23 protein-coding genes are annotated in these 25198 nt (G+C 73.0%); 6 read left to right on the forward strand and 17 right to left on the reverse strand.

Annotated elements, in window-relative coordinates; genetic code table 11:
- Positions 1 to 18 precede the first annotated feature (18 nt).
- Positions 19 to 1821: an ABC transporter ATP-binding protein gene (locus tag ACSDR0_RS31575; RefSeq protein ID WP_435292596.1), complete on the reverse strand. Its 1803-nt coding sequence runs from the start codon at positions 1819 to 1821 to the stop codon at positions 19 to 21.
- A gap of 151 nt (positions 1822 to 1972) precedes the next feature.
- Between ACSDR0_RS31575 and ACSDR0_RS31580 the strand changes: the two genes are divergently transcribed.
- Positions 1973 to 2602, forward strand: coding sequence for a TIGR03085 family metal-binding protein (locus ACSDR0_RS31580; protein WP_435292558.1), 630 nt, complete (start codon positions 1973 to 1975; stop codon positions 2600 to 2602).
- 41 nt (positions 2603 to 2643) lie between these two features.
- On the opposite strand, the gene ACSDR0_RS31585 is transcribed toward ACSDR0_RS31580, so the two are convergent.
- The 7 genes from ACSDR0_RS31585 to ACSDR0_RS31615 form a co-directional block, all read right to left on the reverse strand.
- Positions 2644 to 2805, reverse strand: coding sequence for a hypothetical protein (locus tag ACSDR0_RS31585; RefSeq protein ID WP_435292559.1), 162 nt, complete (start codon positions 2803 to 2805; stop codon positions 2644 to 2646).
- Positions 2806 to 3029: 224 nt separating this feature from the next.
- On the reverse strand, positions 3030 to 3839 hold the full coding sequence (locus tag ACSDR0_RS31590; RefSeq protein ID WP_435292560.1) for a DUF1295 domain-containing protein: 810 nt from the start codon (positions 3837 to 3839) through the stop codon (positions 3030 to 3032).
- Positions 3832 to 5139 carry a class I SAM-dependent methyltransferase gene (locus ACSDR0_RS31595; RefSeq protein WP_435292561.1) on the reverse strand — a complete coding sequence of 436 codons (1308 nt, stop codon included), beginning with the start codon at positions 5137 to 5139 and terminating at the stop codon, positions 3832 to 3834. Before ACSDR0_RS31595 ends, ACSDR0_RS31590 begins: the two co-directional genes overlap by 8 nt.
- Positions 5136 to 6362: a class I SAM-dependent methyltransferase gene (locus ACSDR0_RS31600; RefSeq protein WP_435292562.1), complete on the reverse strand. Its 1227-nt coding sequence runs from the start codon at positions 6360 to 6362 to the stop codon at positions 5136 to 5138. Before ACSDR0_RS31600 ends, ACSDR0_RS31595 begins: the two co-directional genes overlap by 4 nt.
- Positions 6359 to 7054 (reverse strand): DUF1365 domain-containing protein, encoded by a 696-nt coding sequence (locus tag ACSDR0_RS31605; protein ID WP_435292563.1) that lies wholly within the window; start codon positions 7052 to 7054, stop codon positions 6359 to 6361. Before ACSDR0_RS31605 ends, ACSDR0_RS31600 begins: the two co-directional genes overlap by 4 nt.
- Entirely contained in the window at positions 7051 to 8292 is a 1242-nt protein-coding gene (locus ACSDR0_RS31610) for an NAD(P)/FAD-dependent oxidoreductase (RefSeq protein WP_435292564.1), read from the reverse strand. The genes ACSDR0_RS31605 and ACSDR0_RS31610 overlap by 4 nt, the downstream gene beginning before the upstream one ends.
- 75 nt (positions 8293 to 8367) lie before the next feature.
- Positions 8368 to 9096, reverse strand: a complete 729-nt coding sequence (locus ACSDR0_RS31615; protein ID WP_435292565.1) for an alpha/beta fold hydrolase — start codon at positions 9094 to 9096, stop codon at positions 8368 to 8370.
- 546 nt (positions 9097 to 9642) lie between these two features.
- Here ACSDR0_RS31615 and ACSDR0_RS31620 point away from each other — a divergent pair.
- From ACSDR0_RS31620 to ACSDR0_RS31635, 4 genes are all read left to right on the forward strand, one after another.
- Positions 9643 to 9804: a hypothetical protein gene (locus ACSDR0_RS31620; protein WP_329093223.1), complete on the forward strand. Its 162-nt coding sequence runs from the start codon at positions 9643 to 9645 to the stop codon at positions 9802 to 9804.
- 390 nt (positions 9805 to 10194) lie between these two features.
- Positions 10195 to 10812, forward strand: a complete 618-nt coding sequence (locus ACSDR0_RS31625; RefSeq protein ID WP_435292566.1) for a hypothetical protein — start codon at positions 10195 to 10197, stop codon at positions 10810 to 10812.
- 93 nt (positions 10813 to 10905) lie between these two features.
- Complete coding sequence (locus tag ACSDR0_RS31630; RefSeq protein WP_435292567.1) at positions 10906 to 12300, forward strand: glutamine synthetase family protein; 1395 nt, start codon at positions 10906 to 10908, stop codon at positions 12298 to 12300.
- A 37-nt stretch (positions 12301 to 12337) separates the two neighbouring features.
- Positions 12338 to 13777 (forward strand): FG-GAP repeat domain-containing protein, encoded by a 1440-nt coding sequence (locus ACSDR0_RS31635; protein ID WP_435292568.1) that lies wholly within the window; start codon positions 12338 to 12340, stop codon positions 13775 to 13777.
- Between the two features lie 28 nt (positions 13778 to 13805).
- On the opposite strand, the gene ACSDR0_RS31640 is transcribed toward ACSDR0_RS31635, so the two are convergent.
- Positions 13806 to 13997 carry a hypothetical protein gene (locus ACSDR0_RS31640; protein ID WP_435292569.1) on the reverse strand — a complete coding sequence of 64 codons (192 nt, stop codon included), beginning with the start codon at positions 13995 to 13997 and terminating at the stop codon, positions 13806 to 13808.
- 52 nt (positions 13998 to 14049) lie between these two features.
- On the reverse strand, positions 14050 to 14379 hold the full coding sequence (locus ACSDR0_RS31645) for a hypothetical protein (RefSeq protein WP_435292570.1): 330 nt from the start codon (positions 14377 to 14379) through the stop codon (positions 14050 to 14052).
- A 371-nt stretch (positions 14380 to 14750) separates the two neighbouring features.
- Between ACSDR0_RS31645 and ACSDR0_RS31650 the strand changes: the two genes are divergently transcribed.
- Positions 14751 to 15254 carry a Uma2 family endonuclease gene (locus ACSDR0_RS31650; RefSeq protein WP_435292571.1) on the forward strand — a complete coding sequence of 168 codons (504 nt, stop codon included), beginning with the start codon at positions 14751 to 14753 and terminating at the stop codon, positions 15252 to 15254.
- Positions 15255 to 15268: 14 nt separating this feature from the next.
- Here ACSDR0_RS31650 and ACSDR0_RS31655 read toward each other — a convergent pair whose 3' ends face one another.
- The 7 genes from ACSDR0_RS31655 to ACSDR0_RS31685 form a co-directional block, all read right to left on the reverse strand.
- Positions 15269 to 15727 (reverse strand): (2Fe-2S)-binding protein, encoded by a 459-nt coding sequence (locus ACSDR0_RS31655; protein WP_435292572.1) that lies wholly within the window; start codon positions 15725 to 15727, stop codon positions 15269 to 15271.
- Positions 15724 to 16608, reverse strand: a complete 885-nt coding sequence (locus tag ACSDR0_RS31660) for an FAD binding domain-containing protein (RefSeq protein WP_435292573.1) — start codon at positions 16606 to 16608, stop codon at positions 15724 to 15726. The genes ACSDR0_RS31655 and ACSDR0_RS31660 overlap by 4 nt, the downstream gene beginning before the upstream one ends.
- Complete coding sequence (locus tag ACSDR0_RS31665) at positions 16605 to 18950, reverse strand: xanthine dehydrogenase family protein molybdopterin-binding subunit (protein WP_435292574.1); 2346 nt, start codon at positions 18948 to 18950, stop codon at positions 16605 to 16607. The genes ACSDR0_RS31660 and ACSDR0_RS31665 overlap by 4 nt, the downstream gene beginning before the upstream one ends.
- 168 nt (positions 18951 to 19118) lie before the next feature.
- Positions 19119 to 19679, reverse strand: a complete 561-nt coding sequence (locus ACSDR0_RS31670) for an OmpA family protein (RefSeq protein WP_435292575.1) — start codon at positions 19677 to 19679, stop codon at positions 19119 to 19121.
- Complete coding sequence (locus tag ACSDR0_RS31675) at positions 19663 to 20337, reverse strand: hypothetical protein (RefSeq protein WP_435292576.1); 675 nt, start codon at positions 20335 to 20337, stop codon at positions 19663 to 19665. The genes ACSDR0_RS31670 and ACSDR0_RS31675 overlap by 17 nt, the downstream gene beginning before the upstream one ends.
- A 77-nt stretch (positions 20338 to 20414) precedes the next feature.
- On the reverse strand, positions 20415 to 23231 hold the full coding sequence (locus ACSDR0_RS31680) for a BTAD domain-containing putative transcriptional regulator (protein WP_435292577.1): 2817 nt from the start codon (positions 23229 to 23231) through the stop codon (positions 20415 to 20417).
- Positions 23228 to 24862, reverse strand: a complete 1635-nt coding sequence (locus tag ACSDR0_RS31685) for a protein kinase domain-containing protein (protein WP_435292597.1) — start codon at positions 24860 to 24862, stop codon at positions 23228 to 23230. Before ACSDR0_RS31685 ends, ACSDR0_RS31680 begins: the two co-directional genes overlap by 4 nt.
- Positions 24863 to 25198 lie beyond the last annotated feature (336 nt).

Consider the following 25198-nt stretch of genomic DNA (forward strand, 5'->3'; position numbering starts at 1 on the left):
CCGGACGGCAGTGCTTCCTCACGCGCTGACCTCTTCCTCTTGCTCGGCGTCGAGCGCCTCGCGCTCGGCGCCCTGACGTTCGTAGGCGGTGACCAGGTTGCGGTAGCCCTCGCAGCGGGCGAGCAGCTCCGCGTGGGTGCCCCGGTCGACGACCCGGCCGTGGTCGAGGTAGACGACCTCGTCGGCCAGGGCGATGGTGGCCATCCGGTAGGCGATGACGACCACGGTGGAGACCTGGGCCGCGTCCCGCAGCCCGTACAGGATCCTGGCCTCGACCTGCGGGTCGACGCTGGAGGTGGCGTCGTCGAGGACGAGCAGCCGCGGGCGGCGCACCAGCGCGCGGGCCAGGGCGATCCGCTGGCGCTGGCCGCCCGACAGGGTGGTGCCGCGCTCGCCGACCCGGGTGTCCAGCCCCGAGGGCAGGGCGCTGACGAACCCCTCGGCCTGCGCCAGGCGCAGCGCCGCCCAGACGTCCTCGTCACCGACCGGCAGGCCGAGGGTGACGTTGCCGCGCACGGTGTCGTCGAACAGGAACGTCTGCTGCGGCACCAGCGCCACCGCGTCGCTGACCCCGTTCCTGGCGACGTCGCGCAGGTCCGTGTCGTCCACGAGCACGGCGCCCTCCGCCGGGTCGACCAAGCGGACGAAGGTCTGGGCGAGGGTCGACTTCCCGGAGCCGGTGGGGCCGACCAGGGCGACGGTGCGGCCGGGCCGGACCTCCAGGTTCACGTCGCGCAGGACGGGGAACTCTCCGTCGCCGTACGCGTAGCCGAGGCCGCGGACCTCCAGCCTGGCGGGTTCGGTGCCGGGCAGCTCGACGGCGCCGTGCTCCATGGAGCCGGTGGCGTCGAGCACGGCCTGGACCCGCTCGTAGCCGACGACGGCCCGGGGCAGCTCGGCGAGCACCCAGCCCAGCGCGCGGATCGGGAAGGCCAGCAGGGTGAACAGGTAGGCGACCTGGACCAGCACGCCGGCGCCGATCGCGCCGCTCTCCAGCCGCATCGAGCCGATCAGCAGCACGGCGAGCACGCCCAGGATGGGCAGCGCCTCCAGCATCGGATCGAACAGGCCGCGGACCCGGCCCACGGCGATGTTGGCGTCGCGCAGCTCGTTGGCCTTGGCCAGGAACCTGGCGGTCTCCTCGTCCTCGCGGCCGAGGGTCTTGACGACCAGGGCGCCGTCGAAGCTCTCGTGGGCGATCTCGCTGACCTCGGCGCGCAACTGCTGGGCCCGGGTGGCCAGCGGATTGAGCCTGCGCTGGTAGACCAGGTTGAGCACGGCGATCGCGGGAAAGACCAGGAAACCGACGAGGGCGAGGATCGGATCGGTGATCACCATTGCGACGGCCGCGGTGACCAGCATCACGACCACGCCGACCGCCATCGGCAGCGGGGCGAGCGGCGCCCAGGCGGCCTCCACGTCGGACCCGGCGTTCGACAGCAGCTGCCCGGTCGGGTGCCTGTGGTGCCAGGCCAGGGGGAGCCTCAGATACTGGCGGGTGACGTCGCGGCGGGAACGGGCCTGCATCCGATACTGCATGACCCCGGCGAAATACCGCCGCCCGGCCACGCCCAGCGCCTTGAGCAGGGACGCCCCGAGGATGAGGAGCGCGCCGAGGGTGAGCGTGCCCGTCGTGATCTGCCCGCTCCTGAAGGCCGGGAACACGACATGGTCGGTGGCCCAGCCCAGCGCCCACGCCGAGGCGACGGTCATCACGCCGTACAGGGCACTGGACAGCACCGCGGCGGAGAAGATCGATCTCTCCGCCCGGATGGCCACCCCGAGGACCCCGAGTCCCCTGCGCATGACTGCGGTGGTCATCTTGCTCGCCACGCGGGGGGTGTCCTCTCGACAGGAAACGTTGCTACCTAAGTCCCTATCACTCTGGATCATGCGGTTATTCCCGAACCACCTTCGGTAATGTCACGCTTACACCTCCGGTGTTCGCACAACGACGTTGTTAGGATCTTCGATGAACTACGCCCGCGCCGAACGATCCGCGCTCAGCGACCTGTTCGCCGAGCTCGGGCCGGACGCCCCCACACTCTGCGAGGGCTGGACCACCTTCGACCTCGCCGCTCACCTCGTCGTCCGCGAGCGCCGCCCCGACGCCGCCGGGGGCATCATCCTCAAGCCGCTGGCCGGGCACACCGCCAGGGTGCAGGAGTCCATGAAGACCAGGAAGGGCTACGCGGGCCTCGTCGAACTCGTGCGCTCCGGGCCGTCGGGGATCTATCGTCTCCCCCGCCTGGACGAGGCGGCCAACACGACGGAGTTCTTCGTCCACCACGAGGACGTGCGGCGTGCGCAGCGGGTCTGGGAGCCGCGGGAGCTGCCCGCCGAGCTGGAGGAGAGGTTCTGGAAGCAGGTCCACGGCGGCGCCCGGCTGTTCCTGCGCCGCTCTCCCGTCCGGGTGGCCCTGCACCGCATCGGCAGGGGTGTCGCCGTCGGCGGCCCCAAGGACGGCCCGCAGGTCGAGGTGACGGGCACGGCCGGGGAACTCCTGCTGTTCTGCTTCGGCCGCCAGTCCCACGCCAAGGTCGACGTGAGCGGCGACGACGAGGCCGTGGCCAAGCTGATGGACGCCTCCCTGGGCGTCTGAGCGGGACGTCTCCCCGGACCTGTGACGGGAAACCGGGGAGGCTAGCGGACGTCGTCGCCCCGGTCCCAGCTTCCGGCCTTCGCCAGACCTCGGGCGATCATGTAGCCGACGGTGAGGAAGGTGATGTACTTGATGGCGTGCTCGGCCCCGAAGGGGTCACCGTAACCACGCGAGTCGCCACCGACCGCGAAAGCCGTGATCACGATCGCGATCAGGATGACAACGTAGGCGATGAACTCGGTCGTCTGAAATGCCGGTCTTGTCTCCGTAGTCCCCCTGCGGGAGACGTTACGCGGCCGATCACCTGGCTGGCCTGGTCCGACGGACGATGCCATCGTCATCACTCCTTGTCGATTAATAATTACCCTTAGTTACTATACGTCGACAAATTCCCCCTTTTTAAGGTCACAAACGCCGTGGTCGTCGCCTACGCGCCGCCCGTCCCGCGCGGCGCCCTGGGCGGGAGCGGGAAGAACCCGCTGGTACGGCGGATGTAGTCGGCGTAGCCGGGACGAGATCGCGACAGCTGCGCCTCCAGCAGCGGCTTGCCGGTCTTTCCGGCCAGGAAGTACGTCATGAGCACCGGCGACAGCACGGTCAGCACCCCCGGCCACTGGTCGGCGGCGACCAGGAACAGGCCCCACCACACGCAGGCGTCACCGAAGTAGTTGGGGTGGCGGGTGTAGCGCCACAGCCCCGTGTCCAGCACCTTCCCCCTGTTGCCCGAGTCGGCCCGGAACCGGGCGAGCTGCCGGTCCCCGACCGCCTCGAACAGAAATCCCACCAGCCAGAGGGCGGCCCCCGCCCAGGCGATCCAGCCCGGCGGCTTCGTGCCGAGCATGGCCACCTGGACGGGGAGCGAGACGAACAGCAGGGTGACGCCCTGGGTGAGGTAGACGACGCGGACGGCGTACAGGGTCCGGTTTCCGGTGGCGCGGCCGAGCATCCGCTCGTAGCGCGGGTCCTCGCCCTCCCCGGCGTTGCGCCGCCCGATGTGCAGGGCCAGCCGGAGCCCCCAGATCGCGGTGAGCGCCGACGCCAGCAGCCTCAGGACGGGATCGCCGTCGGACAGCAGGTAGGACACCAGGGCGACGAGCGCGAACCCGAGCCCCCAGGCCACGTCGATCACCGAGTGGCGTCCCACCCGCAGCGCCACGGCCAGGGTCAGCGCCAGGAGCACGGCGAGGGCGGCGGCCGAACCGAGCAGGGACCAGCCGAGGGCGGACAGGTCAAACATCCCCCACCTCCGATCGCCCGGCCGGACCGGTGGCCCTTTTCAGCAGGATCTGGTGGACGTCCATCCTGCCCTGCTCGAAGGCGAGGGCCCCGCCGACCAGGTAGAGCCGCCAGACCCGGGTCATCTCCTCGCCGACCATCGCGACGGCCTCCGCGTGGCGGGACTCGAAGGTCCGGTACCACTCGTTCACGGTCGCGACGTAGTGCCCGCCCATCGCCTCGGCGTGCTCGAAGACCAGCCCCGACGCCTCCAGCAGCCCGATCGTCGCCCCGACCGGGCGCATGTGCATGTCGGGGGCGATGTACGCCTCGATGAACGGCCCGCCGCCCGGGTGGCCCGCGCCGCGCGACATCTGCTGGACCAGCACCCGGCCGCCGGGCCGCACCAGCCGGTGCAGGGCCGCGGCGTAGAGCGGGTAGTTGTCCTGGCCGACGTGCTCGCCCATCTCGATCGAGCCGATCGCGTCGTAGGGGCCGCCGGGACCGCTGTCGACGTCGCGGTAGTCGCGCAGCCGGACGGTCACGTCCAGCCCCTCGGAGCGCGACTCGACGAACGCCTTCTGCTCCTTCGACAGGGTGACCCCGGTGGCCGACACGCCGTACTCGCGGGCGGCGTGCAGGATCAGCGAGCCCCACCCGCAGCCCACGTCGAGCAGGCGCATGCCGGGCCGCAGGCGCAGCTTGCGGCAGACCATGTCGAGCTTGCGGCGCTGGGCGGCGGCCAGGGTGTCGCCCGGCTCGAAGTACGCCGAGGAGTAGGCCATCGACTCGTCCAGGATCAGCGAGTAGAAGTCGTTGGACAGGTCGTAGTGGTGGGAGATCGCCGCCCGGTCCCTGCTCCGGGTGTGGGCCCTGCCGCCGAGCCGGGCCTCGGTGGCGGGCGCCGGCGGCGGGGGGCCGAGCGCGCCGCGCACCCTCACCAACGCCCGCGCGGCGCGCAGCGGGGCGACCCTTGGCCTGACCGTGCTGACCGTGCTGACCGTGCTGACCGCGCGGGCCGCGCGGGCCGCGCGGGCCGCGCGGGCCGTGGCCCAGACCCGGCGCAGCCCGTCGGCCAAGTCGCCCTCCACGTCCAGGTCCCCGGTCACGTACGCCCTGGCCAGGCCGAGCTCTCCGGGGCTCCACAGCAGGCGCCGCAGCGCGCGGGGCGAGCGCAGCACGACGGCGGGGGCGTCCGGCGGCCCGTACGCGCCGCCGTCCCAGGTGCGCAGCCGCAGCGGGGGCTCCCCGCCGAACAGGCCGCGCAGCAGCGGCGCGAGAACGGCCGCGGCGCCGGTGGCTGTGGGTGCGGTGACGGTCATGCTTCCCTCCCGAGGGTGAACTGCCAGACGTCCAGGTAGCGCGAGCGGAAACCCGCCTCCGAGTAGGCGAGGTAGAGCGTCCACATCCGGTGGAAGACCTCGTCGAAGCCGAGCTCCCCGATGGCGTGGACGCGCTCCAGGTAGCGCTCCCGCCACAGCCGGAGCGTCTCGGCGTAGTCCTCGCGCAGCGAGAACCGGTCCACGACCCGCAGGTTCCCCAGGTTCTCCTCGACCGCCCTCACCGAGGGCAGCATGCCGCCGGGGAAGATGTACTTCTGGACCCAGGTGTGGGTGTCGAGGGTGGCCAGCATCCGGTCGTGCGGCATGGTGATCGCCTGGATCGCGATCCGGCCTCCGGGGGCGAGGAGCTCATCCAGGGTGCGGAAGTAGACGGGCCAGTAGCGCGCGCCGACCGCCTCGACCATCTCGACGCTGACGATCGCGTCGTAGCGGCCGCCCACCTCGCGGTAGTCGGCCAGCAGGACCTCCACCCGGTCCGGCAGCCCCGCGTTCGCGGCCCGCGCGGTGGCCAGCGCCCACTGCTCCTGCGACAGCGTGACGGTGGTGACGGTCGCGCCGCGCGAGGCCGCCCGCAGCGCGAGCTCGCCCCAGCCGGTGCCGATCTCCAGCAGCCGGGTGCCCGGCCCCACCCGCGCCCGGTCCAGCAGCCGGTCGATCTTGGCCCGCTGGGCGTCCGCGAGCGTCCCCCACGACGCGGGCCCCTCGAACAGGGCCGCGGAGTACGTCATGGTCTCGTCGAGGAACTCGGCGAACAGCTCGTTGGACAGGTCGTAGTGGCGGTGGACGTTGCGCCGGGTGTCCTCCTCCGCGCCCAGCTCGTCGACGGGCATCCTGCGCACGGCCAACCGCCGCAGCCGCTGCAGCGCGGGCGGGACGAGCGTGGTCAGCCGCTCGGCCATCACGGTGAGCACGGCGGCCAGTTCGTCGGCGTCGTCGGCCTCCCAGTCGCCCGCCATGTACGCCTCGCCGAAGCCGATCAGCCCCGAGGCGCCGACCCTGCGGTAGAAGTCGCCGGGGCGGCGTACGCGCATCACCGGGCCGCCCGCGCCGAGCCGCTCCCCGCCGGGCAGCTCGACCGTCAGGGGCAGCCGCCGTACGGCGCGCAGGAAGAGCCACCGGGCGAGGGCGCCGCGCGGGCGCGAGGTGGGAACGGCGAAGACGTCGGGCCAGAGCGCGGGGGCTCGTCCGGTCGTCGTGGTCATCTGGGTCCTCCGGGGGGAACGATCCTCAAGCCGCGCAGGTACAGGGAGACGCCCTGGCGGCGGATCCTGGCGCTGCCCGCCAGGGGGGCCATCGGGTGCCTGGCGGCCAGGCGGTGGAGCCAGGCCCCGGTCGCCGGGCGGCGGCGCCCGCGTACCCCGGCCACGAAGGGCGGCTGCCCATCGCGGTGCAGGACGACGCTGAGCGCGAGCCGCTCACCGGGTTCGGGGAGGCTGAGGCGGTAGCGGCCGTCCACGCCGTTGAACGGCGAGACGCGAAACTCCTTGGCCACCTCGCGCTCGCCGGGGCGCAGCAGGTAGCGGTGGCGCCCGCCGTAGGTGTTGTGCACCTCGGCGACCACGGCCACGCCGTCGGCGGTGTCGCACCAGTAGACGGTCAGCGGGTTGAACACGTGACCGAGCACCCGGGCGTGGGTGAGCATCATGACGCGGCTCGCGGTGATCCCGTGCCCGGCGAGGAACGCGTCGACGTTCTCCCTGATGCTCAGCGCGGGGTCGCCCGCGTGGTCGCGCGCGTGGAACGCGGCCAGCCACCGGTCGCGCGGCATCCGGTCCAGGTCGACCAGCCACATGTAGGAGCCGTAGGCGAACTCGTTGCGCACCGGCGCCGACCGGACATGGGTGATCACGCACTCGTACAGCGCGCTCTCCTCCGCCTCGCGCGGCGGGGTCACCAGCGCGCCCCGAGCGCCTCGGCCGCGCGCACGCCCGAGCGGCACCCGTCCTCGTGGAAGCCCCAGCCGTGGTACGCCCCCGCGTAGGCGACCACGTCCCCGGTGAGGCGGGGAAGCCGCTTTTGGGCGGCGACCGACTCGGGGGTGTAGACCGGGTGCTCGTAGACCATCCGGGCGATCACGTGCTCGCCGGGGATCTCGTCCCCGAGGGTCACCAGGTGCGGTTCGGGCGCGTCGAGCCGCTGCAGCCGGTTCATGTCGTACGTGACCCGCACCCCGCCCGCGCCCGTGCCGCACGACTCCATCCGGTAGTTCCACGAGGCCCGCGCGCGCCGCGCCCCGGGCAGTACCGAGGGGTCGGTGTGCAGGGTCGCCGGGTTGCGGGAGTAGCGGAACGCGCCGAGGACGTCGCGCTCGTCGGGGGTGGGGTCGGCCAGCAGGCGCAGCGCCTGGTCGGGATGGGTGGCGACCACCGCCGCGTCGAACCGGTGGACGGCACCGTCGGCGTGGATCTCCACGCCCTCACCGGTGCGGCGCAGCGCCCGCACCGGGGTGGAGGTGTGCACGGCGGTGAGGGACTTGGCGATCCTCTCGACGTACTCGCGCGAGCCGCCGGTGACCGTACGCCACCGCGGCGAGCCCGAGACGCCGAGCATGCCGTGGTTGGCCAGGAACGCGAACAGGTAGCGGGCCGGGTAGCGCCCGGCGACGGACGGGGGGCACGACCAGATCGCGGACACCAGCGGTGTCGCGAAGTGGGCGACGAAGTACGGGGAGAAACCCGCGACGAACTCGCCCAGCGTGCGGTCGTCACCGCGCTCCATCGCCTCGCGGGCCAGCCGGTGGAAGCGCGGCACCTCGGCGAGCATCCTCAGGTACGCCGGGCGGACCAGGCTGGAGGGCCGGGCGAACAGTCCTGGCGCCTTCTTGCCACCCGCGTACTCCAGGCCGCAGCCCCCGCACGAGACCGACATGCTCATGTCGGACGGCTGGGTCCGCACGCCCAGCTCGGCGAAGAGCCGGACGAGGTGGGGGTAGGTCCGCTCGTTGTGGACGATGAACCCGCTGTCCACCGCCAGCGTGCGGCCGCCGCCGGATGGTACGTCGTGGGTGTGGGCGTGCCCGCCGATCCGGTCGTCGGCCTCGAACACGGTGACGTCGCCGCTCCGCCGCAGCACGTACGCCGCGGTCAGACCGGCCACCCCGCTGCCGATGACGGCGATCCTGCGCCTTTCCATCAATGTCCTCTCACAACGGGGCCGGTCGGACCGGCCGGAAACGCGTACGCCGACGGCTCGGGCACGTCGGGCCGCTCAGACCGTCGGCCGGGGCAGCCCGGCGGCGGCTCTCTGGAAGGCGTTCGTCACCGGCCCCGCCTCGGATGACCGATCAAGCGACAGAAGGGTGAACTCCACTGCGAGCCGGTGCCAGAGCGCGGCCCGGCGGAGCATCGCGTGCCCCTCCCCCGCCACCTCGATCTCGGCCACTCCCGCGCCGGGCCCCGGCCCCCGGAAGGCGGGCACGTCGGCGTCGCGCACCCGCCCGGCTCCGCGTGCCCGCACGGGGTCGTGCGCCCGCACGGAGCCGCGCCGCGACCGCTCGGCGTAGGCCCAGGTGGCGCGCGGATCGGTGACGGTGTCGCGGTCGCCGTGCGCGAGCAGCACGCGCGTGTCGCCGAGGTGTCCGGCCGGCTCGCCCGCGGGCAGCCAGGGCGCCAGGGCCGCGACCGCGACCACCAGGGGGTGCCCCGCCATCCGCAGCGCGGCCCGCGCGCCCATCGAGTGGCCGATGAGCACCGTGGGCACGCCGAGCCCCTCGACGAGCTCGTGCAGGTCCGCGACCGGCAAGGCCTCCGCGCCGTTCCATCCGCGCACCCGGAACCTGGGCCGCGAGACCGCGACGTCCCGCCCGCGCACGGCGCGGCGTACGGCCCGCTCGAAGGGGATCATCCGCAGGACGGCGAGCTGGGTCGGCGCCGTGGGCTCGCGGCCCTGGGCACGCCCGCCGTGCAGGATGAGAACGGCATGGGCAAATCGGGTCATAGGGGGCCCCTCGGGTCGGTTCGCCCCTTCATTCGGAGCCGTCAGGCGATCGGATGCCCCGGATACTAAGTTCCCTTAGTTTTTTCCGGCCGGGCCGTCGCCCGTCCGCGAAACCCCGGGCGGAGAGAGCCCGCTCCGCCCACCGGTGAGGCCGGGGACGGCGCGCGTCCGCGGCCCGCTCCGACCTACCCTGCGACCTCTGCGCACATTTCCCGACACGGCCGGTGACACCGGAACACCGGGGCGGACGACACGCCCGGCCGGTGCGCCGGATCGGCGATGACCAGCAAAAACCATCCCCGCGATCGGCGTATGCACAGCGCCGGGCTAGCCCTACCGGTATACCTGGCATTGAAGATTGGACAGGAGCGTCTCGCGACCGCACGATGGCGGGTGTGACCTATGCCAAACTCGCGTCCAGACCGCGGCTTGCCCCCGCGAGACGGGTATGATCATCAAAATCCGGGAGCCACCCGGGCCGCAGATGCCAAAGATCGATAAAATTCGGGTATATACGGCTGGGATTGGAACTGCCAGGAGGCCCCCATGCAGGTCAAGAAGGTCCTCACCTACCTCGCGGTAGCGTTCGTGGTCTTCTATCTGTTCACCAAGCCCGCCGAGGCGGCGAGCGCGGTCAACGGAGTCTTCGACGGGATCATAAGGGGGGCAGACCAGTTGGCTCTGTTCTTCACCCGAGTGCTCACCTAACCGATCGGCGGGCTCCTCCCGCCTCGAACCGCGTCACCCGCGCTCCCGGCTGATCCACGGGGGAGCGCACCCCGCGTCGAACGCCATGCCGTCGGCCCCGCCGATCCCGGAAACGTATCGCGAAGATCGCCGGAAGCCGCCACGGCCCCCCGCCCCCGCGACCAACCACGAGGTCACACCCGCGCACCGCCGCCCGAAGCCGTGCGGCCCCGCCGTACAGAGTGGTACGGAGACAGGGTGGCAGGACAACACCCCACGTGACACGAAGACCACCCGTACGGCGAACGTCCTGACCCGATCATGGATGACCGCGGAAGACATCACGGCATTTCCTTGATGACCTTTCCGGCACCCTGAGGGGAAGTCCGTTTCTCGTACGGGGGATCGTTCATGCGTGACAAGCAGGGTTTCCCCGGGCTCGGGGCGATCGTCGCCGGGGCCGTCGTGTGCGGCGTGCTGGCGACCCCAGGGGTCGCCTTGGCGATCCCGGCATCGGACCCGGCCCCGATGCCGCCCTCCGCCCAGCCCTCGGCCCAGATCCCGGCTTCGATGCCGCCTTCGGCCCAGGTCCCGGTCGAGGTGTCGATCGTCGGCGGGGCCGGGAAAACCGGCGCGGGAGGCTCCTCGTCCCTCTCGGCCCTCCCGTTCCTCGGCCACTTCGGCGGTCCCGTCGGCCGGACGCTCAGAGGAAGGATCACGCTGGCCAACCCGGCCGGCCGGACGCCCGCCTTCAGGGTGGTCGACCCCACCCTCCTGCCCGCCGGGATCACGCTCGACGCCGACGGCCTGCTCGGCGGCGCCTCCCGGGTACCCGGCACCTGGACGGTCCCGGTCGAGGCGTGCGCTCCCCTGGGCGGTTGCACCGCCGGCACGGTGACGATCACCATCACCTGCCGGTGCGCCCCCGCGCCCCCCTCCCCTCCGGCGGACACGTCCTCGTCTCCCGTGAGCACGTCCTCCTCTCACGTGGGCACGCCCTGCTCCGCCGGTGACGTGATCACCGAATAGCCGCGGGCCGGAACCTCGCGGCCCGCTCAGACCGTCCCCGGGCGCGCGCGCCGGGTGCTTCCCCTCTCCCCGAGGACGTGTTACGCAGGGAACATGGGAGACCAGCGGGCCGCGACCGGCCCCCACACGCTCGACGCCGCGGCGCGCCGCGTCGTCGAACGCGCCGACACCGAGGGCATCGAACTGGTCCGCTTCCTGTACGCCGACCACGGCGGCGTGATCAGGGGCAAGGCCACCTCCCGCTCCCGGCTGGCGGAGCGGCTCCACACCGGCATCGGGCACACCGTGGCGATGATGGCGATGAACATGCTCGACGAGCTCCAGGACGTCGAGAACCTCGGCCCGGTCGGGGAGATCCGCCTCGTTCCCGATCCGGCCACGTTCGTCCACCTGCCCTACGCTCCCGGCGCCGCGGCCATGCTGGCGGACCTGCGCCAGATCGACGGCTCCCCCTGGCCCGTCTGCCCGCGCACCTTCCTGCGCGAGGCCGTCGCCGCCCTGGCCGCCGAGGGCCACGCCCTCGTCGCCGCCTACGAACCCGAGTTCACCCTCGGCCGCCGCGAACCCGGCCCCGCGGGCGGCCTGGACCGCCTGGTCCCCGTCGACGACACCCTGTGTTACTCCACCGTCGGCTTCAACCAGCTCCACGACTACACGATGGCCCTGGTCCGCGCTCTGGAGAGCCAGGGGCTGCGGCCCGAGCACTACCATCCCGAACTCGGCCACGGCCAGCACGAACTGTCGGTCCACCACGCCCCCGCCCTTCGGGCCGCCGACAACCACGTGATCTACCGCGAGACGGTCAGGGGCGTCGCCGCCCGCATGTCGATGTGGGCCTCCCTCGCGCCCAAACCCCTCGCCGGCCAGCCGGGGAACGGCGCCCACATCCACGTCTCCCTCTGGGATCCCGAGCTCGGCACCAACGCCTTCGGCGACCCCGCAGGCCGCTACGGCATGTCGGCCACGGCCTACCGCTTCATCGGCGGCCTGATCGCCCACCTCCCGGCGCTCACCGCGCTGACCTGCGGCTCGGTGAACAGCTTCCGGCGCCTGGCGCCCAGGTCGTGGGCGAGCGCGTACGCCTGTTACGGCATGGACAACCGTGAGGCGGCGGTGCGGATCTGCTCCCCCACGGGACGCGACGCCGCGGCGTCCGCCAACCTGGAGCTCAAGCCCTCCGACTCCTCGGCCAACCCCTATCTGTCGCTGGGCGCCGTCATCCACGCGGGCCTGGACGGCATCCGCCGCGGTCTCGACCCCGGCGATCCCGTCAACGTCGACCCCGCCACCCTCCCCGCCGGACGCGTGCCCCGCCTCCCGGCCTCCCTGGACGAGGCCCTGGACGCCCTGGAGGCCGACGACCTCCTCATGAACGCCCTCGGCCCCCTCCGCGCCTCCGCCTACCTGGCCGTCAAACGCTCCGAGGCCAGATCCTTCGCCGACCAGGACGCCGCCTACGAACTGTTCCACCACTTCCGGGTCTTCTAAATCCCCAAAGCCCTAATATCGCCGTACATCCCCACATGTGCGGGAGGACGCGATAAAAAGCAGAACCGGAACGGCCCTGGCGCTCGTCCTCCTCCTGGGCGGATGCAGCTTCGAAGACGGGCGGGACGCCTCTCCGGCCCCGTACGTGACACCGTCGGCGCTGCTTCCCGAACCGCCGCCACCGCCGCCACCGTCGCCGTCACCGTCCCCCCGGCCCGCGTCGCTGCGGTCGCAGGCATCACCACCCGCCGAGGGAAAGGGCGGCCGCGACCCCGACGACGTCAACGGCGACGGCTTCGCGGACCTGACCCTCGTCATGTCCCACCGCTCCTGGTCGCCTGACCTCGTGATCGTGTACGGCTCGAGGAACGGCCTGAATCCCCGGACCAGGACGGTGGTGCCCGGCGCCCACCTCGAGTTCGACCGGTCCACGAAAACGGCCGACCTCGACGGCGACGGCTTCGCCGACGTCCTCGTCCACGGCCGCGTGGCACTGGCCCGCCCCAATCCGGACATCCCGTACATCCTGTGGGGCGGCCCGAAGGGGGTGGACCCGGAGGCGAGGCCGACCGCCGTCCGAACGCCCGTACCCCCCAACCACTTTTTTGCGGAAACGGTGCCGGGCGACTTCGACGGCGACGGCGCGGCCGATCTGGCGCTGTGGACGCCGACGACGGCGGAAGCGAGGGGGAACGACTCGACCATGAAGAGCCTGACCGTGCTGTACGGGCCGTTCACCCGGGAAGGCGTCCCCCACCGTCGCGTCGTCCACCCCTCGGAGGTCACCCTGGACTCCGGTGGCCTGGTCGCGGGCAGGATCGGCGGAAGGCGCGCCACCGACCTGCTCGTGCGCGAGTCGAACGACGGCGGGCAGTCGGCGTCGTGGCTCATCAGGGGCGGCCCCGGCGGGCTGCCCCACCGGAGCCACCGGCTGAACGAGGGCAACGCCGTCGCGTTCGGGGACTTCGACGGGGACGGCAGGGACGACGTCGCGGTCGCCGACAGCGGCGGCCGCAACAACGAGCCGGGATACGAGACCGAGCCGCCCCGGGTCGACGGCGTGATGACCGTCTACTTCGGCGGGACCCGGCGCGCACCACAGGTGTTCAGGAACTTCAAAGCCGCGCGGACGATGGTGGCGGGAGACTACGACGGCGACGGGACCGACGACCTCGCGATCGGCCGCCGCCCCGACAGCGTCGAACTGCTCCACGGCGGGGGAAACGGGCTGCGGCGCGGCGGGAAGACGATCCGCCGGCTCGGACCGGCCACGGACCCGACCGGCCAGAAGCTGCGCCCCGACGAACGCCCGGCGCTTCCCTGGACATCGGCCGACTACGACGGCGACGGACGGGACGAACTGCTGCTGAACTGGCGCCCCATCAACCACGTCCCGGAATGGGGCCCGGCACTGTCGCTGTGGTGGGTCACGGACGGCGACCGCGACGAGAGCGCCTTCGACACCAACGGCTGGTAGGGCACCGGACCCGGCGAAACCACCGCCGCTACAGAGCGGCGGGACAACCTTCCGTGCCGATCGTCAGCAGCACCGGCTCCGGCAGCGTGAACGGCTTACCGAAAGGGCTCACGTTCTCGCGGGTACAGCGGTTGACGTCGGGCTCGCTGAACACCCTGATGGTCTCGCACTGACGATCGATGATCACGTAGACGGGAATCCCCCTCCGCCTCTCCCGCATGCCCTTTTCTTGCGCGCTTATCGCTCTGCGTAATCGTCCGGATACTATTTGCTCACGTTCGATTCAAGGAGGGGCCATGCCAGGTGAGGGGTACCGCATCCTGCTCGACTGCCGTCGCCGCAGCAGGGCGCTGCGCGCCCGCTCGTTCACCTTCGACCAGATCGCCCACATCCTGGCCCTCGACCACGACGTCAGCCCCCTGCGCGCCGAGGAGACGGACGTGAAACGACGCGAACTCGCTCTTCTCCTCGGCGGCACCCCCGCCCTGGGCCTGCTCCGCCACCTCACCCCACCCGAACGCGAACGCCTCGCCGCCGCCGCCGCCCAGCAGCGCACCCCGATCGACAGCCGCACCTTGGGCCGCCGGAAACGGAGCAACCACGGTTCACACCCCCTACGGCCGGATACGAGTGCGCGGAGGCGGGTCGGTGTTCCGGGCGGCGTACAAAAAAGCGCGACCCCGAGCGCCCGAGCAGGCCGGAGGCCGGAACAACCAGACCCCAGCCACGACGGCCGCCCGGAGCACCGACCCGCCGCAGCGCGAACCAAGAGCCGAGAACTCCCAAAAGGATCACCAAACCCATGAGCAGCCCACCGAGAACCAGAAACCTCCATACCGGCGAACGCACCGCTCAGCCGCGCTATGAGGCGCGTACGAACCCCGATACCGTGGTACGCATGACCGTCCCGCATGGCCACGAACCCCACGGAGCACCTTCGTGGGCTCCGCGTTACTGGAACGCGGATGAGTTCATGAACCATGACTTCGGCGACGTCGGCCGCCGCTTCGAACTTGAGGACGGCTGCATCGTCATGACCCCCGCGCCCTCCATCCGCCACCAGCGCATCGCCCGCCGCCTTATCAACGCCATCGAGGCATGTCTGCAGGCCGACGACCTGGACCTCGACGTGGAAGGGCCGGTCAACTACCGCCTCAATTCCGACACCGTGTTCGCCCCCGCCATCGCCGTCTTCCAGCGTGGCACCGACAGTGACCTTTACGTGGAACCGCACGAGATCGAGATCCTCACAGAGGTCACGTCCACCAACTCCAACCGCGACCGCCTCACCAAGATGAACCGCTACGCCCGGACCAAGTGCGAGTGGTACTGGATCATCGACCAGAACACACTGGTCATCGACGTCTACCAACTCGACGGTGATCTCTACAGGCAGGTGGTCGCCCTCGCCCCCGGCACCACCGCCACCCTGCCAGGCCCCGTTCCCCTGACGATAGATCCGGGAACGCTCGCCTAAAAAGCCCCTCGGCGCTACGGCCTCACCGCGGCACGCGTGATCGCGCGCCGGATGGGTTCGTAGCCGGTGCACCGGCACAGGTTGGACGTCAGCAGCTCCCGTAGCCGCTCCGGGTCGGCGGCGATCGCGGGGTCGGACTCCAGCGCGGCGGCGGCGAGCATGAGGAAGCCCGGAGTGCAGAAGCCGCACTGCAGCGCGTGCTCGGCGGAGAAGGCCGCCTGGAGCGGGTGCGGCTCGCCGTCGGGGCCCGCGAGACCCTCCACCGAGCGCCCGTCGCACTGCACGGCCAGCATGAGGCACGACCGCACCGCAGCGCCGTCCACCACGACCGTGCACGCGCCGCACACGCCCTGCTCGCAGCCCAGGTGCGTGCCGGTCAGGCCGCAGTCCTCGCGCAGCACGTCGCCGAGGACGCGACGGGGTTCCACGTCCAGGTCGTACACCTGGCCGTTGACGGTGAGCGTGATGTTCATCGGCGAGCTCCCCCGTGGTCGGCGTACGCCTGGCGCAGCGCCCGGCCGACGAGGACGGCGATGACCTGCCGCTGGTACTCGACGTCGGCGTACGGCCGGGCGAGGGGATCGGCGTCGCGCTCGGCGGCGAGCCGCCCGGCTCGGTCGAACAGACGGTCGTCACGCGGCGACGAGCCGACCAGCGACCGCTCGGCGGCGTGTGCCCGCACCGGCCGGTCGGCGGCGTTGGCGAGCCCGACGCGGGCCTCGGCGATCACGCCGTCGAGCACGGCCAGGGTCACCACCACGGCGATCTGGGCGAAGCTGGCGTGCGTCCGCCGGTGTTCGGCGAAGGCGACCCCGGTGGCGTCACCGAGCAGGGGGAGCCGTACGGCGGTGATCATCTCCTCCGGGAGGCGCGCGGTCCGGTGGTGACCGTGGAAGTAGTCTCCGGCCCCGACCACACGCGTACCGCCGGGCCCCCGCAACTCGACGCCGGCGTCCAGGGCGACGGCGACCGCGCACCATTCCGCGGCGGGGTGCGCCCAGGCCACGCTGCCCGCCATGGTGCCGAGGGCGCGAATCGGCGGGTGCGCGATGTTGACGACGACGAGGGAGAGCAACCGGCCGAGCGGCCCCGGCGCGACCTGGGGCGACTCGAAGACACGGTGCCGGACCAGCGCCCCGGCGTGCAGGGCGCCGCCGTCCACCCACAGCCGGTCGAGACCGCGCACACCGTTGATGTCCACCACCAGGCCGGGACGGGAGCGCCGGTAGTGCATCTCAAGGATCAGGCTCTGGCCACCGGCGAGTACCGACGCCCGCCCCCCGGCGCCGGCGAGCGCGGCCACCGCCTCGTCCACGGTCCCCGGCGCGAGGTAGCCGAAGGCGGCGGGCTTCACAGGTCCTCCCCCGCCTCGGAATCGGCCCCCGCTCCCGGAAGGGAGCCCGCAGAAACGGCCCCCGCTCCCGGAGACGAGCCCGTCCCCGAGGCGCGGGCGGCCCGCCAGACCACGTCCGGGGTGAGCGGCATCCGCAGCAGGTCCGGGTCGGTGACCCCCAGCGCGTCGGCCACCGCGTTGACGATGGCCGCAGGGGTGCCGATACATCCGGACTCCCCGGCACCCTTGGCACCCAGCTCCGTCCACGGCGTCGGCGTGACGGTCTCCCTCACCTCCACGGGCGGCATCTCCGTGAACGTCGGCAGCAGGTAGTCCAGCAGCCCGTTGGGCAGCAGCGGCACCCCGGCCTCGTCATAGGGCACCCCCTCGTACAGCGCTTGGCCGATCCCCTGCGCGATCGACCCCCTGGCCTGCCCGGCGACCGCCGCCGGATCGAGTATCGTCCCGCAGTCGTCCACCCCGACCAGCCGCAGTATCCGTACGGTGCCCAGATCCGGGTCGACCTCGACGACGGCGGCGTGGGTGCCGAACGGGAACGCCATGTCCGTCTCGAACCGGTCGTCCACTCGGAGCGGCCCGGTGGCCGCGACCAGCTCGCCGAGGTCCAGGGTGACGGCCCCGTCCCGGCGGTAGAGCAGCACGCCTCCCGACCAGACGACCTCGCCGACCGGCAGCCGCCACAGCCGCGCGGCCCGCTCCCTGGCCCGGTCGATCAGCGTGGTGGCCGCGCGCCGCAGGACCGGACCGCCCACCTGCGCCGAGCGGCTGGCGTACGAGCCCACGCCGTCGGCCAGCTCGTCGGTGTCCCCCTCCAGGAACCGGACCCGCGACGCGTCCAGGCCGAGGGTGGCGGCCACCAGCGAGGCGAAGGTCGTCTCGTGGCCCTGCCCGGTGGAGGCGGTGCCGCAGCGGGCGACCACCGTGCCGTCCGGGCACGCCTCGACGCTGCCGAACTCGTGGAGGCCGCCCTTCTCGCCCCCCGAGCGTTCCACGTAGCAGGACAGCCCGATGCCGAGGGGCCTGGCGGCCGGATCCGCCCGGCGCCGGGCCCGCTCGGCGCGCCACCCGTCGTAGTCCAGGGTCTCCAGCGCCAGGTCGAGCGCCGCCGCGTAGTTCCCGCTGTCGTAGAGCCGCCCGGTGGGGGTCTCGTACGGGAAGCGCTCGGGCGGGATGAGATTGCGGCGCCGCAGCTCCGCCGGGTCCATGCCCAGCCGCTGGGCCAGCACGTCCATCGACCTCTCCAGCGCGAACGTCGCCTCCGGCCGTCCGGCTCCGCGGTAGGGGTACGTCGGCGTCGTGGTGGTCAGCACCGAGCGGAGGGTGGCGTGCCCCAGGGGCGTGGTGTAGACGCCGGTGGACATCCGGGCGGTCTGCATCGGGAGTCCCGCCCCGATGTGCGGATAGGCCCCCACGTCGGCGTCGATCCTCAGCTCGTACGCCAGCAGGTGCCCCTCGGCGTCGGCGGCCAGCCGGACCCGCTGGTCCTGCCCCCGGCCCCGGGTCGCGGCCAGCAGCGACTCGGCGCGGTCCTCGATCCACCGGATCGGCAGGCCCGTCGCCACGGCCAGGAAGGCGACGGTGACGTACTCCGGGAAGGTCGCGCTCTTGGACCCGAACGCGCCGCCGCTGTCGGGGGTCACCACCCGGATCCGTCTCACCGGCCGGTCCAGCGCCTCGGCCAGCTCGCGGCGGAGCCGGTGCGGCGCCTGGTGGGAGCACCACACGGTCAGCCTGTCCCCCTCGGGGACGGCGAGGAACGCCCGGCACTCCATGGGCGAGGGCAGCAGCAACTGCTGGCGGTACCGCGCCTCGACCACGACCGCCGCGCCGCGCCAGACGGCCTCGTCGATCGGGGCCCCCGCCGACCGTTCCAGCGCCACGTTCCCCAGCCCGTCGAACAGGGAGACCGGGCCCTCCAGCGCCTCGGCGGCCGACACCATCGGCGGGAGCGGGTCTATCCGGGCGACGACCTCGGCCACACCGTCCTCGGCGCGGTAGCGGTCGTCTCCGACGACGACGGCGACCGCCTCACCGGCGTAGCGGACCCGGTCGGCGACCAGGGAAGGCCACTCGTGCCCGGCCACCGCGTCCCGCGCCGACAGCCCCGCCAGGACCGTGAACGGAACCGGGGGCAGGCCCGGCAGGTCGGAGGCCGACCAGGCGCCCCGCACCCCGGGAACCAGCCTGGCGGGAGCGCAGTCCACCTCGCGCAGGTGACCGTGCGCGACGGTGCTCCGTACGAACGCGGCGTCCAGGCAGCCCGGCACCACGATGTCGGCGACGTACCGGCCGCGACCGGTGAGCAGCCGCGCGTCCTCCCGCCTCGCCCAGACATGCGCCACGGCGTCCTCCGACCCCTGAATTCAGGATTCCCCCTTCCCATCACACCCACCGCACTTAACACCCATAAAGTCATAAATTAGACATTTCATGATCTGGGGGCGAGTGGCCGGTGCGGCGGGGCACCGCCGCCCGGGAGAGCCGGTGCCGGCCGGGCGGGGCCCCGGGGATCACCCTCTGGCGGTGAAGACGATCTCCACTCTCCGGTTCTTCGCCCGGTTCTCCTCCAGGGGCCGCCCCTGGACGACGTTGGGCACCCGGGGCCGCCTCTCGCCGAAGCCCTCGACCTGGAAGGTCACGCCCGTCAGCGACCCCTGAAGGGCCCGCCACACGGCCCGCGCCCGCCTGAGCGACAGCGCGGCGTTGTAGGCGTCGTCACCCTGGTCGTCGGTGTGCCCCCCGATCCCGACCGTCCCGCCCGCGGAGTCCGCCCGGACCCTCGCGGCGACCCGCCCCAGCCGCTGCCGCGCCCGCGGGGTCAGCACGGCCCTGTCGAGCGCGAACAGCACGTCGCCGGCGAGCGCCACGGTGACCTGCTCACCTCGTCGCGACTCGCTCTCGGCGCCGTCGAGGGACTCCACCTCGGCGACGACGTCCTCGACGGGGGCGACGACGTCCTCCACCCCGGCGGTGGCGTCGTCGCCGGGATCCGCCCACGCGACCGTCGCGGGGCCCGCGACCAGCGCGAGCCCGAGTACCAGGATCGTGAGGCGCTCAGGAGATCGGGACATCGCCGAACACACCCAGCACCTTGAGGTCCACATTGATCTTCGTGACGTCCGGCGGCGGAGCGGCGAACGTGGCGTGCAGGGACAGCACCTCGCCGGCCTCGGTGAACACGTCGTAGTCGGAGCACAGGCACTTGGCCCGGGGATACTTCCCGGTGCGCGCGACGACGTACCGCTTGCCGTTGACCGGGTCGACCAGGCTGATCCCGGCCACGGTCAGGCCGAGACCGCCCGGGGTGTCGCCCATGTCGCTGTTCATCTGCCACCGGTCCTCGCCGTCGTTGGTGACCGTCCAGGTCAGCGTGGACAACCGGCCCTGGCGCCTGAGACCGGTGATCTCCACGGTCAGGTCGGCGCCACTCGCCTTGACCTCCCTGCGGGCGATCACCTTCTCCCGCTCGGCGGGATCACCGGTTTCCGTGGCCCCCGTGGCCCCCGTGGCGTCCGCGGCGTTCGCGGCATCCGTGGCCTCCGTGGCGTCCGTGGCGTCCGTGGCATCCGCCGTGTCCACGGCGTCCGCCGTGCCCGTCGCCCGCTCCTCCTGCGAGACCGGCTGTCTCTCCTCCCCACCGCCCCCCTGCTGCCCGGGAAGCATCCCGCAGCCGCTCAGCATGGCGGCCATCACCGCCACGACCGCCACCGGTGTGGTCCCTCTTCTCATCCCGTCCCGCCTCCGCCCGTTGTGGATCGCATCGAGCCCGACCGTAGACGGGCCACCTTCAGAAGCCGCATAGCGCGCTATACGCGCAGGCCACGGCGCCGCGACGCCTCACGGGCGAGCTCTTCGGCCTCGGCGAGACCGTGCCGGTCGCCGAGAGCGTCAAACTCTCCCACAGCGCCCGATACAGCATCAACAGCCTCATCCACCTCATCGAGGTCCAGAAGGGCCGCCGCCAGGGTCAGCAGCGCCCGCCCGGCACCCAGGCGGTCCGAGTACTCGCGGAACGTCCCCAGCGCCTCCTCCGCGGCCCCGCGAGCGGCGTCGGGCCGGCCCTCCGCCAGGGCCACCCTGGCCAGGAGCATCAGTCCCGCGGCCTCGGGGAGCCGGTCCCCCAGACGCCTGACCAGGCCGAGACCGCGTTCGGCCCGCTCACGCGCCTCGGAGGGGCGCCGCCGGTCCAGGTAGAGCCCGGCGAGGTCGAGCGAGACGGCCGCCTCGCCGCGCGGATCGCCCAGCTCTCGGTAGGTCGCGAGGCTTTCGTGCAGCAGGTCCTCCGCCTGCCGCGACTCGCCGAGGGCACGCAGCGCGTCGGCCCTGCCGCGCCGGTCTCCCGCCGCCGAGAACGCGGCCAGGCAGGCCACGAAGCAGGCCTCCGCCTCCGGCCGCCGTCCCTGGGCGAGGCGCACCAGGCCGAGCCGGTGCCGGGTACGGGCCACCTCACGCGCCTCGGCGAGCGGAAGCGCCCGCCCGAGGGCGTCGGCGGCCTCCTCCAGACGGCCCTCCGTACGACGCAGGTCGGCCAGAGAGCGCAGCAGCAGCGCCTCACCGTGGCGGTGGCCCGTGCGCCGCGCGGCCCGCAGGCCGAGTTCCACGACCGCGCGCCAGTCCTCGCGGTGCGCGCCCAGTTCGAGGAACGGGGTCAGGTAGAAGGCCAGCCGCCAGGTCGCCTCGTCCAGGCCGGCCCGCTGGAGATCGGCGACGGCCGCGACCAGAAAGCCCCGCTCGGCGGCCAGCCAGCGGGCCGACTCCCGCAGCCGCGCGGTGCCCAGGTCTGCGGCCTGCTCCGCCGTACGGGCCACGGTCTGGCCGGAACCCGGCTCGGCGGGCAGGAGCAGCGCCCTGGCCCGCCGGGCACGGTCGAGGATCTCCCCGGTGGCCGCGGCGAGGACCCGGGCGGGCGGCCCCTCCTCTTCGGCCAGACGCTCGGCCGCGTAGAGCCTGGTCAGGTCATGCCAGTCGTACCTCTCCTGACCGCTCGCGTCGAGCCCGCGCGCCCGCAGCAGACCGGCCTCGGCCAGCGTCTCCAGCAGCCGGTCGGCGGGCGCCCCGAGAACGGCGGCGGCCGCCCACGGCGCGACGTGGGGCGCGGACAGCGCGCCGAGACGGCGCAGCAGCAGGCGTTCGCGTTCCGAGAGCGCGCGGTAGCCAAGCGCCAGGCTGCCGCGCACGGCCAGATCTCCCGCGCTGAGCTCGTCGAGGCGGCCACGCTCGTCCTCAAGGCGTCCCGCCAGGTGCTCCAGCGTCCAACTCGGCCGCCGCGCGAGCCTGGACCCGGCGATCCTGAGCGCCAGCGGCAGCCCGCCGCACAACACCGCGATCCGCGCGGCCGCCCGCGGCTCGGCCCGCACCCGCCGCTCTCCCACCACCCGCGCCAGCATCTCCACGGACTCGTCCGTGTCGAACACGCCGAGCTCGAAGGCTCGCGCCGCCTCCAGGCCCGACAGCGGCGAGCGGCTGGTCACCAGCGTCAGGCAGCCGGGCCCTGCGGGCAGCAGCGGGCGCACCTGAGCCTCACCGGCCGCGTCGTCCAGCACCACCAGCAGCCGCCGCCCGCTCACCATGCTGCGGTAGAGGCGCGTCCGCTCGGCCGGGTCGGCGGGCACCGCCCCCTGCGGGCAGCCGAGCGAGCGCAGCAGGTCCTCCAGCACCGCGCCCGGCGACCTGGCCCCGAGCGAGGCGTGCAGCCGCCCGCCGGGGAAGTCGAGCCCGCCGGCCGCGTGGACCGCCACCGCGGACTTGCCCGTCCCCGCGGGACCGTGCAGCACCAGGTGGACGGGCGCGCTCCCGGCGACGGGCACGGACCGGCGGATCCAGTCCAGCACGCGCTCGCGCCCGGTGAAGTCGGCGACGTCGGGCGGCGTCTCGTTCGGCACGGCCCGCGCGGGGGCGCTCCCCGCCAGCACGCGCCCGTGCGCCTCCCGCAGCCCGGGACCGGGCTCAAGGCCGAGCTCGCCGACGAGCAGCCGCCGTGCCTCCCGGTAGGCGCCCAACGCCTCCGACCTGCGTCCCGCCTGGCCGAGCGCCAGTACGAGCTGTCCCCACGCCCGCTCCCGCAGGGGGTGCGAGGCCACGAGCGCGCGCAGCTCCCCCGTCACCTCCGCGCCGCGGCCGAGCGCCACGTCCAGCTCGACGCGCTCCTCGAGAGCGGTCAGCCGCAGTTCCTCCAGCGGCACGGCGTACGCCCGCCGCAGTTCGGCCGAGTCGACACCGGCCAGCGCGGGCCCCCGCCACAGCGCCAGGGCTGCGCGCAGCTCGCCGGCCGCCTCGGCGGTCCTGCCCGCGTCCCTGGCCCGCCGGCCCGCGGCCACCAGGCGCTCGAACCTGTGCGCGTCCACCTGGTCGGGATCGACGTCGAGGAGGTAGCCACCGGGCACGGTGCGGATCCCGCCGACCACCTTGCGCAGCGCGCTCACGTACACCCGCAGCACCGGTTCCGCCGAGGCGGGCGGCTCGTCGCCCCACACCTCGGCGATCAGCCGTCCGACGGTCAGCGTCCGTCCCGGCCTCAGCAGCAGGGCGGCCAGGAGCGCGCGATGCTTGGCGGGGCCGGGCGTCAGGTCACGCCCACCCTCGACGACCCGCAGTGCACCCAGCACCCCGAACCGCACGCTCACCCCTCCGCCGGGCGGACCTCGAACGAGCGGAACCCGACCTGGACGGGCGTGGCCGTGTCCGGCGCCGCGTGGACACCGGTGGCCCCCCGGCCATAGGGGGCCTCGGCGTCGGCGGCCTCCCCCACCGGTTCCTCGTTGAGCCACATGCTGAGGACGACCCGCTCACCCCGCTGCGCGCACTGGGCGACGACACGGTTGTCGGCCGACTTTTTCATCCGCACGGGCCCGTGCAGGACGGTGCCCCGCCCGCCGCGCCGCTTGACGATCGATGCCTCACCCGAGGTCGTGACCGCGAACTCGTAGCGGTCACCGGTATCCACGTCGCCGCGACACCACACGCCGAACTCCCCGGAACCCCCCTCCAGACGCATCCTGGAGCTGACCACGACACCCCCGGCGGACCCCTCCGAGAAGGGGGCCGACTTCCACAGCCGCCATCCGGGATTGGCGGTCAGCAGGTAGACCGCGCCGTCCAGCTCGGTCCTGCCGCCGTTGGACGCGCCGACGGCCCAGGACTCGGCGAAGCCGGCACGGTAGGACGACGCGGGCTCGCCGGAACCGGCGTAGAGGGCCCACCCGCCCGCCAGGACAGCCACGAGCACGGCGGCCCCCGCGCCCCACGGCCACCGCCGCCTTCTCGCGGTCACCACGCCGGACCCGCCGGGCACGGCGGATTCCCCGAGCACACCCGGCTCCCCGGGCACGGCCGGTCCCCTGAGCATGACCGGCTCTCTGGGCGCGGCGGATTTTCCGAGCATGCCCGGCTCCCCGAACACGTCCGGCTCCTTGAGCAGGGCAGGCCCTCCGCCTTCACCACCGGCCCAGGCGCGCTCGACGGCCTGGCTGGCCGTCGCCGGGGTCGGCCGGCCGCCGACCAGCTCGTCCAGCAGCCGCTGTGCGCTCGGCCGCCGTGCGGGGTCCTTGGCCATGGCCCCCTCGACGACGGCGCGCACACGCTCGTCGAGGCCCTCGAGGTTCGGCCCGTCGTTGACGATCCGGTAGAGGACCTCGGACGGCGAGCCACCACCGAACGGCAACCGCCCCGTACCGGCGAACGCGATCACCCCGCCCCACGCGTAGACGTCGGCCGCGGGCGTCAGCGGCTCACCGCGCACCTGCTCGGGCGCCATGAAGGCGGGCGTGCCCAGGATCGCCTGGCTGGCCAGGCTCTGGGTGTCGACGAGCTGCGCGATGCCGAAGTCGATCACGCGCGGGCCAAGAGGCGACAGCAGCACGTTCGACGGTTTCAGGTCGCGGTGGATCACCCCGGCCCCGTGGATCGCGTGGAGCGCGGTGGCGATCCCGACCGCGAGCGCCTCCAGGTTGGCACCGGTCAGCGGCCCCTGCTCGCGTACGGCCTGCGCCAGGTCGGGCCCTCTGACGTACTCGGTGACGAGGTAGGCGACGCCGTCCTCGACCCCGGCGTCGAGCACGGGGGCGGTGCAGAACCTGGCCACCCTGCGCGCCGCCGCCACCTCGCGGTCGAAGCGCCGCCGGAAGGCCGGGTCGCGGGCCAGCTGCGGATGGATCACCTTCACCGCGGCCAAGCTCCCCGTCGGCGTCGCGGCGAGGTGCACCACGCCCATGCCACCCCGGCCCAGCTCACGTCTGAGCGCGTAGCCGCCGATCATGTTCACCGGAGTCACCCTATGCCGTCAAATTCACGCACACTGGCATTTTGTACGCCAAAGAGCTCAGCCCTGAGCTCCTTTCCGCAGAGGCGCTTCAGCTACGGCGATACTCCCTCAAACCACCCGGCACGGAGGCTTCAGCGCGGGAACGCACCCTGGGCGGCCGGAAACGGAGCGACTACGGCCCGCACCCCGTACGACGGAACCGCCGTGCGCGGAGGCGGGCCGGTGTTCCGGGCGGCTTGAAAAAGCCCGCAACCAGCGCGCCCGAGCAGGCCGAAGGCCGGAATCGCCAGACGGTGACCACGACGGCCGCCCGGAACACCGGCCCGCCGG

Origin of the sequence: Streptosporangium sp. G11, assembly GCF_051192615.1 — a bacterium.
In the GTDB taxonomy this organism is placed as follows: Bacteria; Actinomycetota; Actinomycetes; order Streptosporangiales; family Streptosporangiaceae; genus Streptosporangium.

Bases quoted from the DNA above. Each gene is read 5' to 3' on its own strand.
- ACSDR0_RS31575 (WP_435292596.1), bottom strand. From the start codon at position 1,821: ATGACCACCGCAGTCATGCGCAGGGGACTCGGGGTCCTCGGGGTGGCC.
- ACSDR0_RS31580 (WP_435292558.1), top strand. From the start codon at position 1,973: ATGAACTACGCCCGCGCCGAACGATCCGCGCTCAGCGACCTGTTCGCC.
- ACSDR0_RS31590 (WP_435292560.1), bottom strand. From the start codon at position 3,839: ATGTTTGACCTGTCCGCCCTCGGCTGGTCCCTGCTCGGTTCGGCCGCC.
- ACSDR0_RS31595 (WP_435292561.1), bottom strand. From the start codon at position 5,139: ATGACCGTCACCGCACCCACAGCCACCGGCGCCGCGGCCGTTCTCGCG.
- ACSDR0_RS31600 (WP_435292562.1), bottom strand. From the start codon at position 6,362: ATGACCACGACGACCGGACGAGCCCCCGCGCTCTGGCCCGACGTCTTC.
- ACSDR0_RS31610 (WP_435292564.1), bottom strand. From the start codon at position 8,292: ATGGAAAGGCGCAGGATCGCCGTCATCGGCAGCGGGGTGGCCGGTCTG.
- ACSDR0_RS31615 (WP_435292565.1), bottom strand. From the start codon at position 9,096: ATGACCCGATTTGCCCATGCCGTTCTCATCCTGCACGGCGGGCGTGCC.
- ACSDR0_RS31620 (WP_329093223.1), top strand. From the start codon at position 9,643: ATGCAGGTCAAGAAGGTCCTCACCTACCTCGCGGTAGCGTTCGTGGTC.
- ACSDR0_RS31625 (WP_435292566.1), top strand. From the start codon at position 10,195: ATGCGTGACAAGCAGGGTTTCCCCGGGCTCGGGGCGATCGTCGCCGGG.
- ACSDR0_RS31630 (WP_435292567.1), top strand. From the start codon at position 10,906: ATGGGAGACCAGCGGGCCGCGACCGGCCCCCACACGCTCGACGCCGCG.
- ACSDR0_RS31640 (WP_435292569.1), bottom strand. From the start codon at position 13,997: ATGCGGGAGAGGCGGAGGGGGATTCCCGTCTACGTGATCATCGATCGT.
- ACSDR0_RS31650 (WP_435292571.1), top strand. From the start codon at position 14,751: ATGAACCATGACTTCGGCGACGTCGGCCGCCGCTTCGAACTTGAGGAC.
- ACSDR0_RS31655 (WP_435292572.1), bottom strand. From the start codon at position 15,727: ATGAACATCACGCTCACCGTCAACGGCCAGGTGTACGACCTGGACGTG.
- ACSDR0_RS31670 (WP_435292575.1), bottom strand. From the start codon at position 19,679: ATGTCCCGATCTCCTGAGCGCCTCACGATCCTGGTACTCGGGCTCGCG.
- ACSDR0_RS31675 (WP_435292576.1), bottom strand. From the start codon at position 20,337: ATGAGAAGAGGGACCACACCGGTGGCGGTCGTGGCGGTGATGGCCGCC.
- ACSDR0_RS31685 (WP_435292597.1), bottom strand. From the start codon at position 24,862: ATGATCGGCGGCTACGCGCTCAGACGTGAGCTGGGCCGGGGTGGCATG.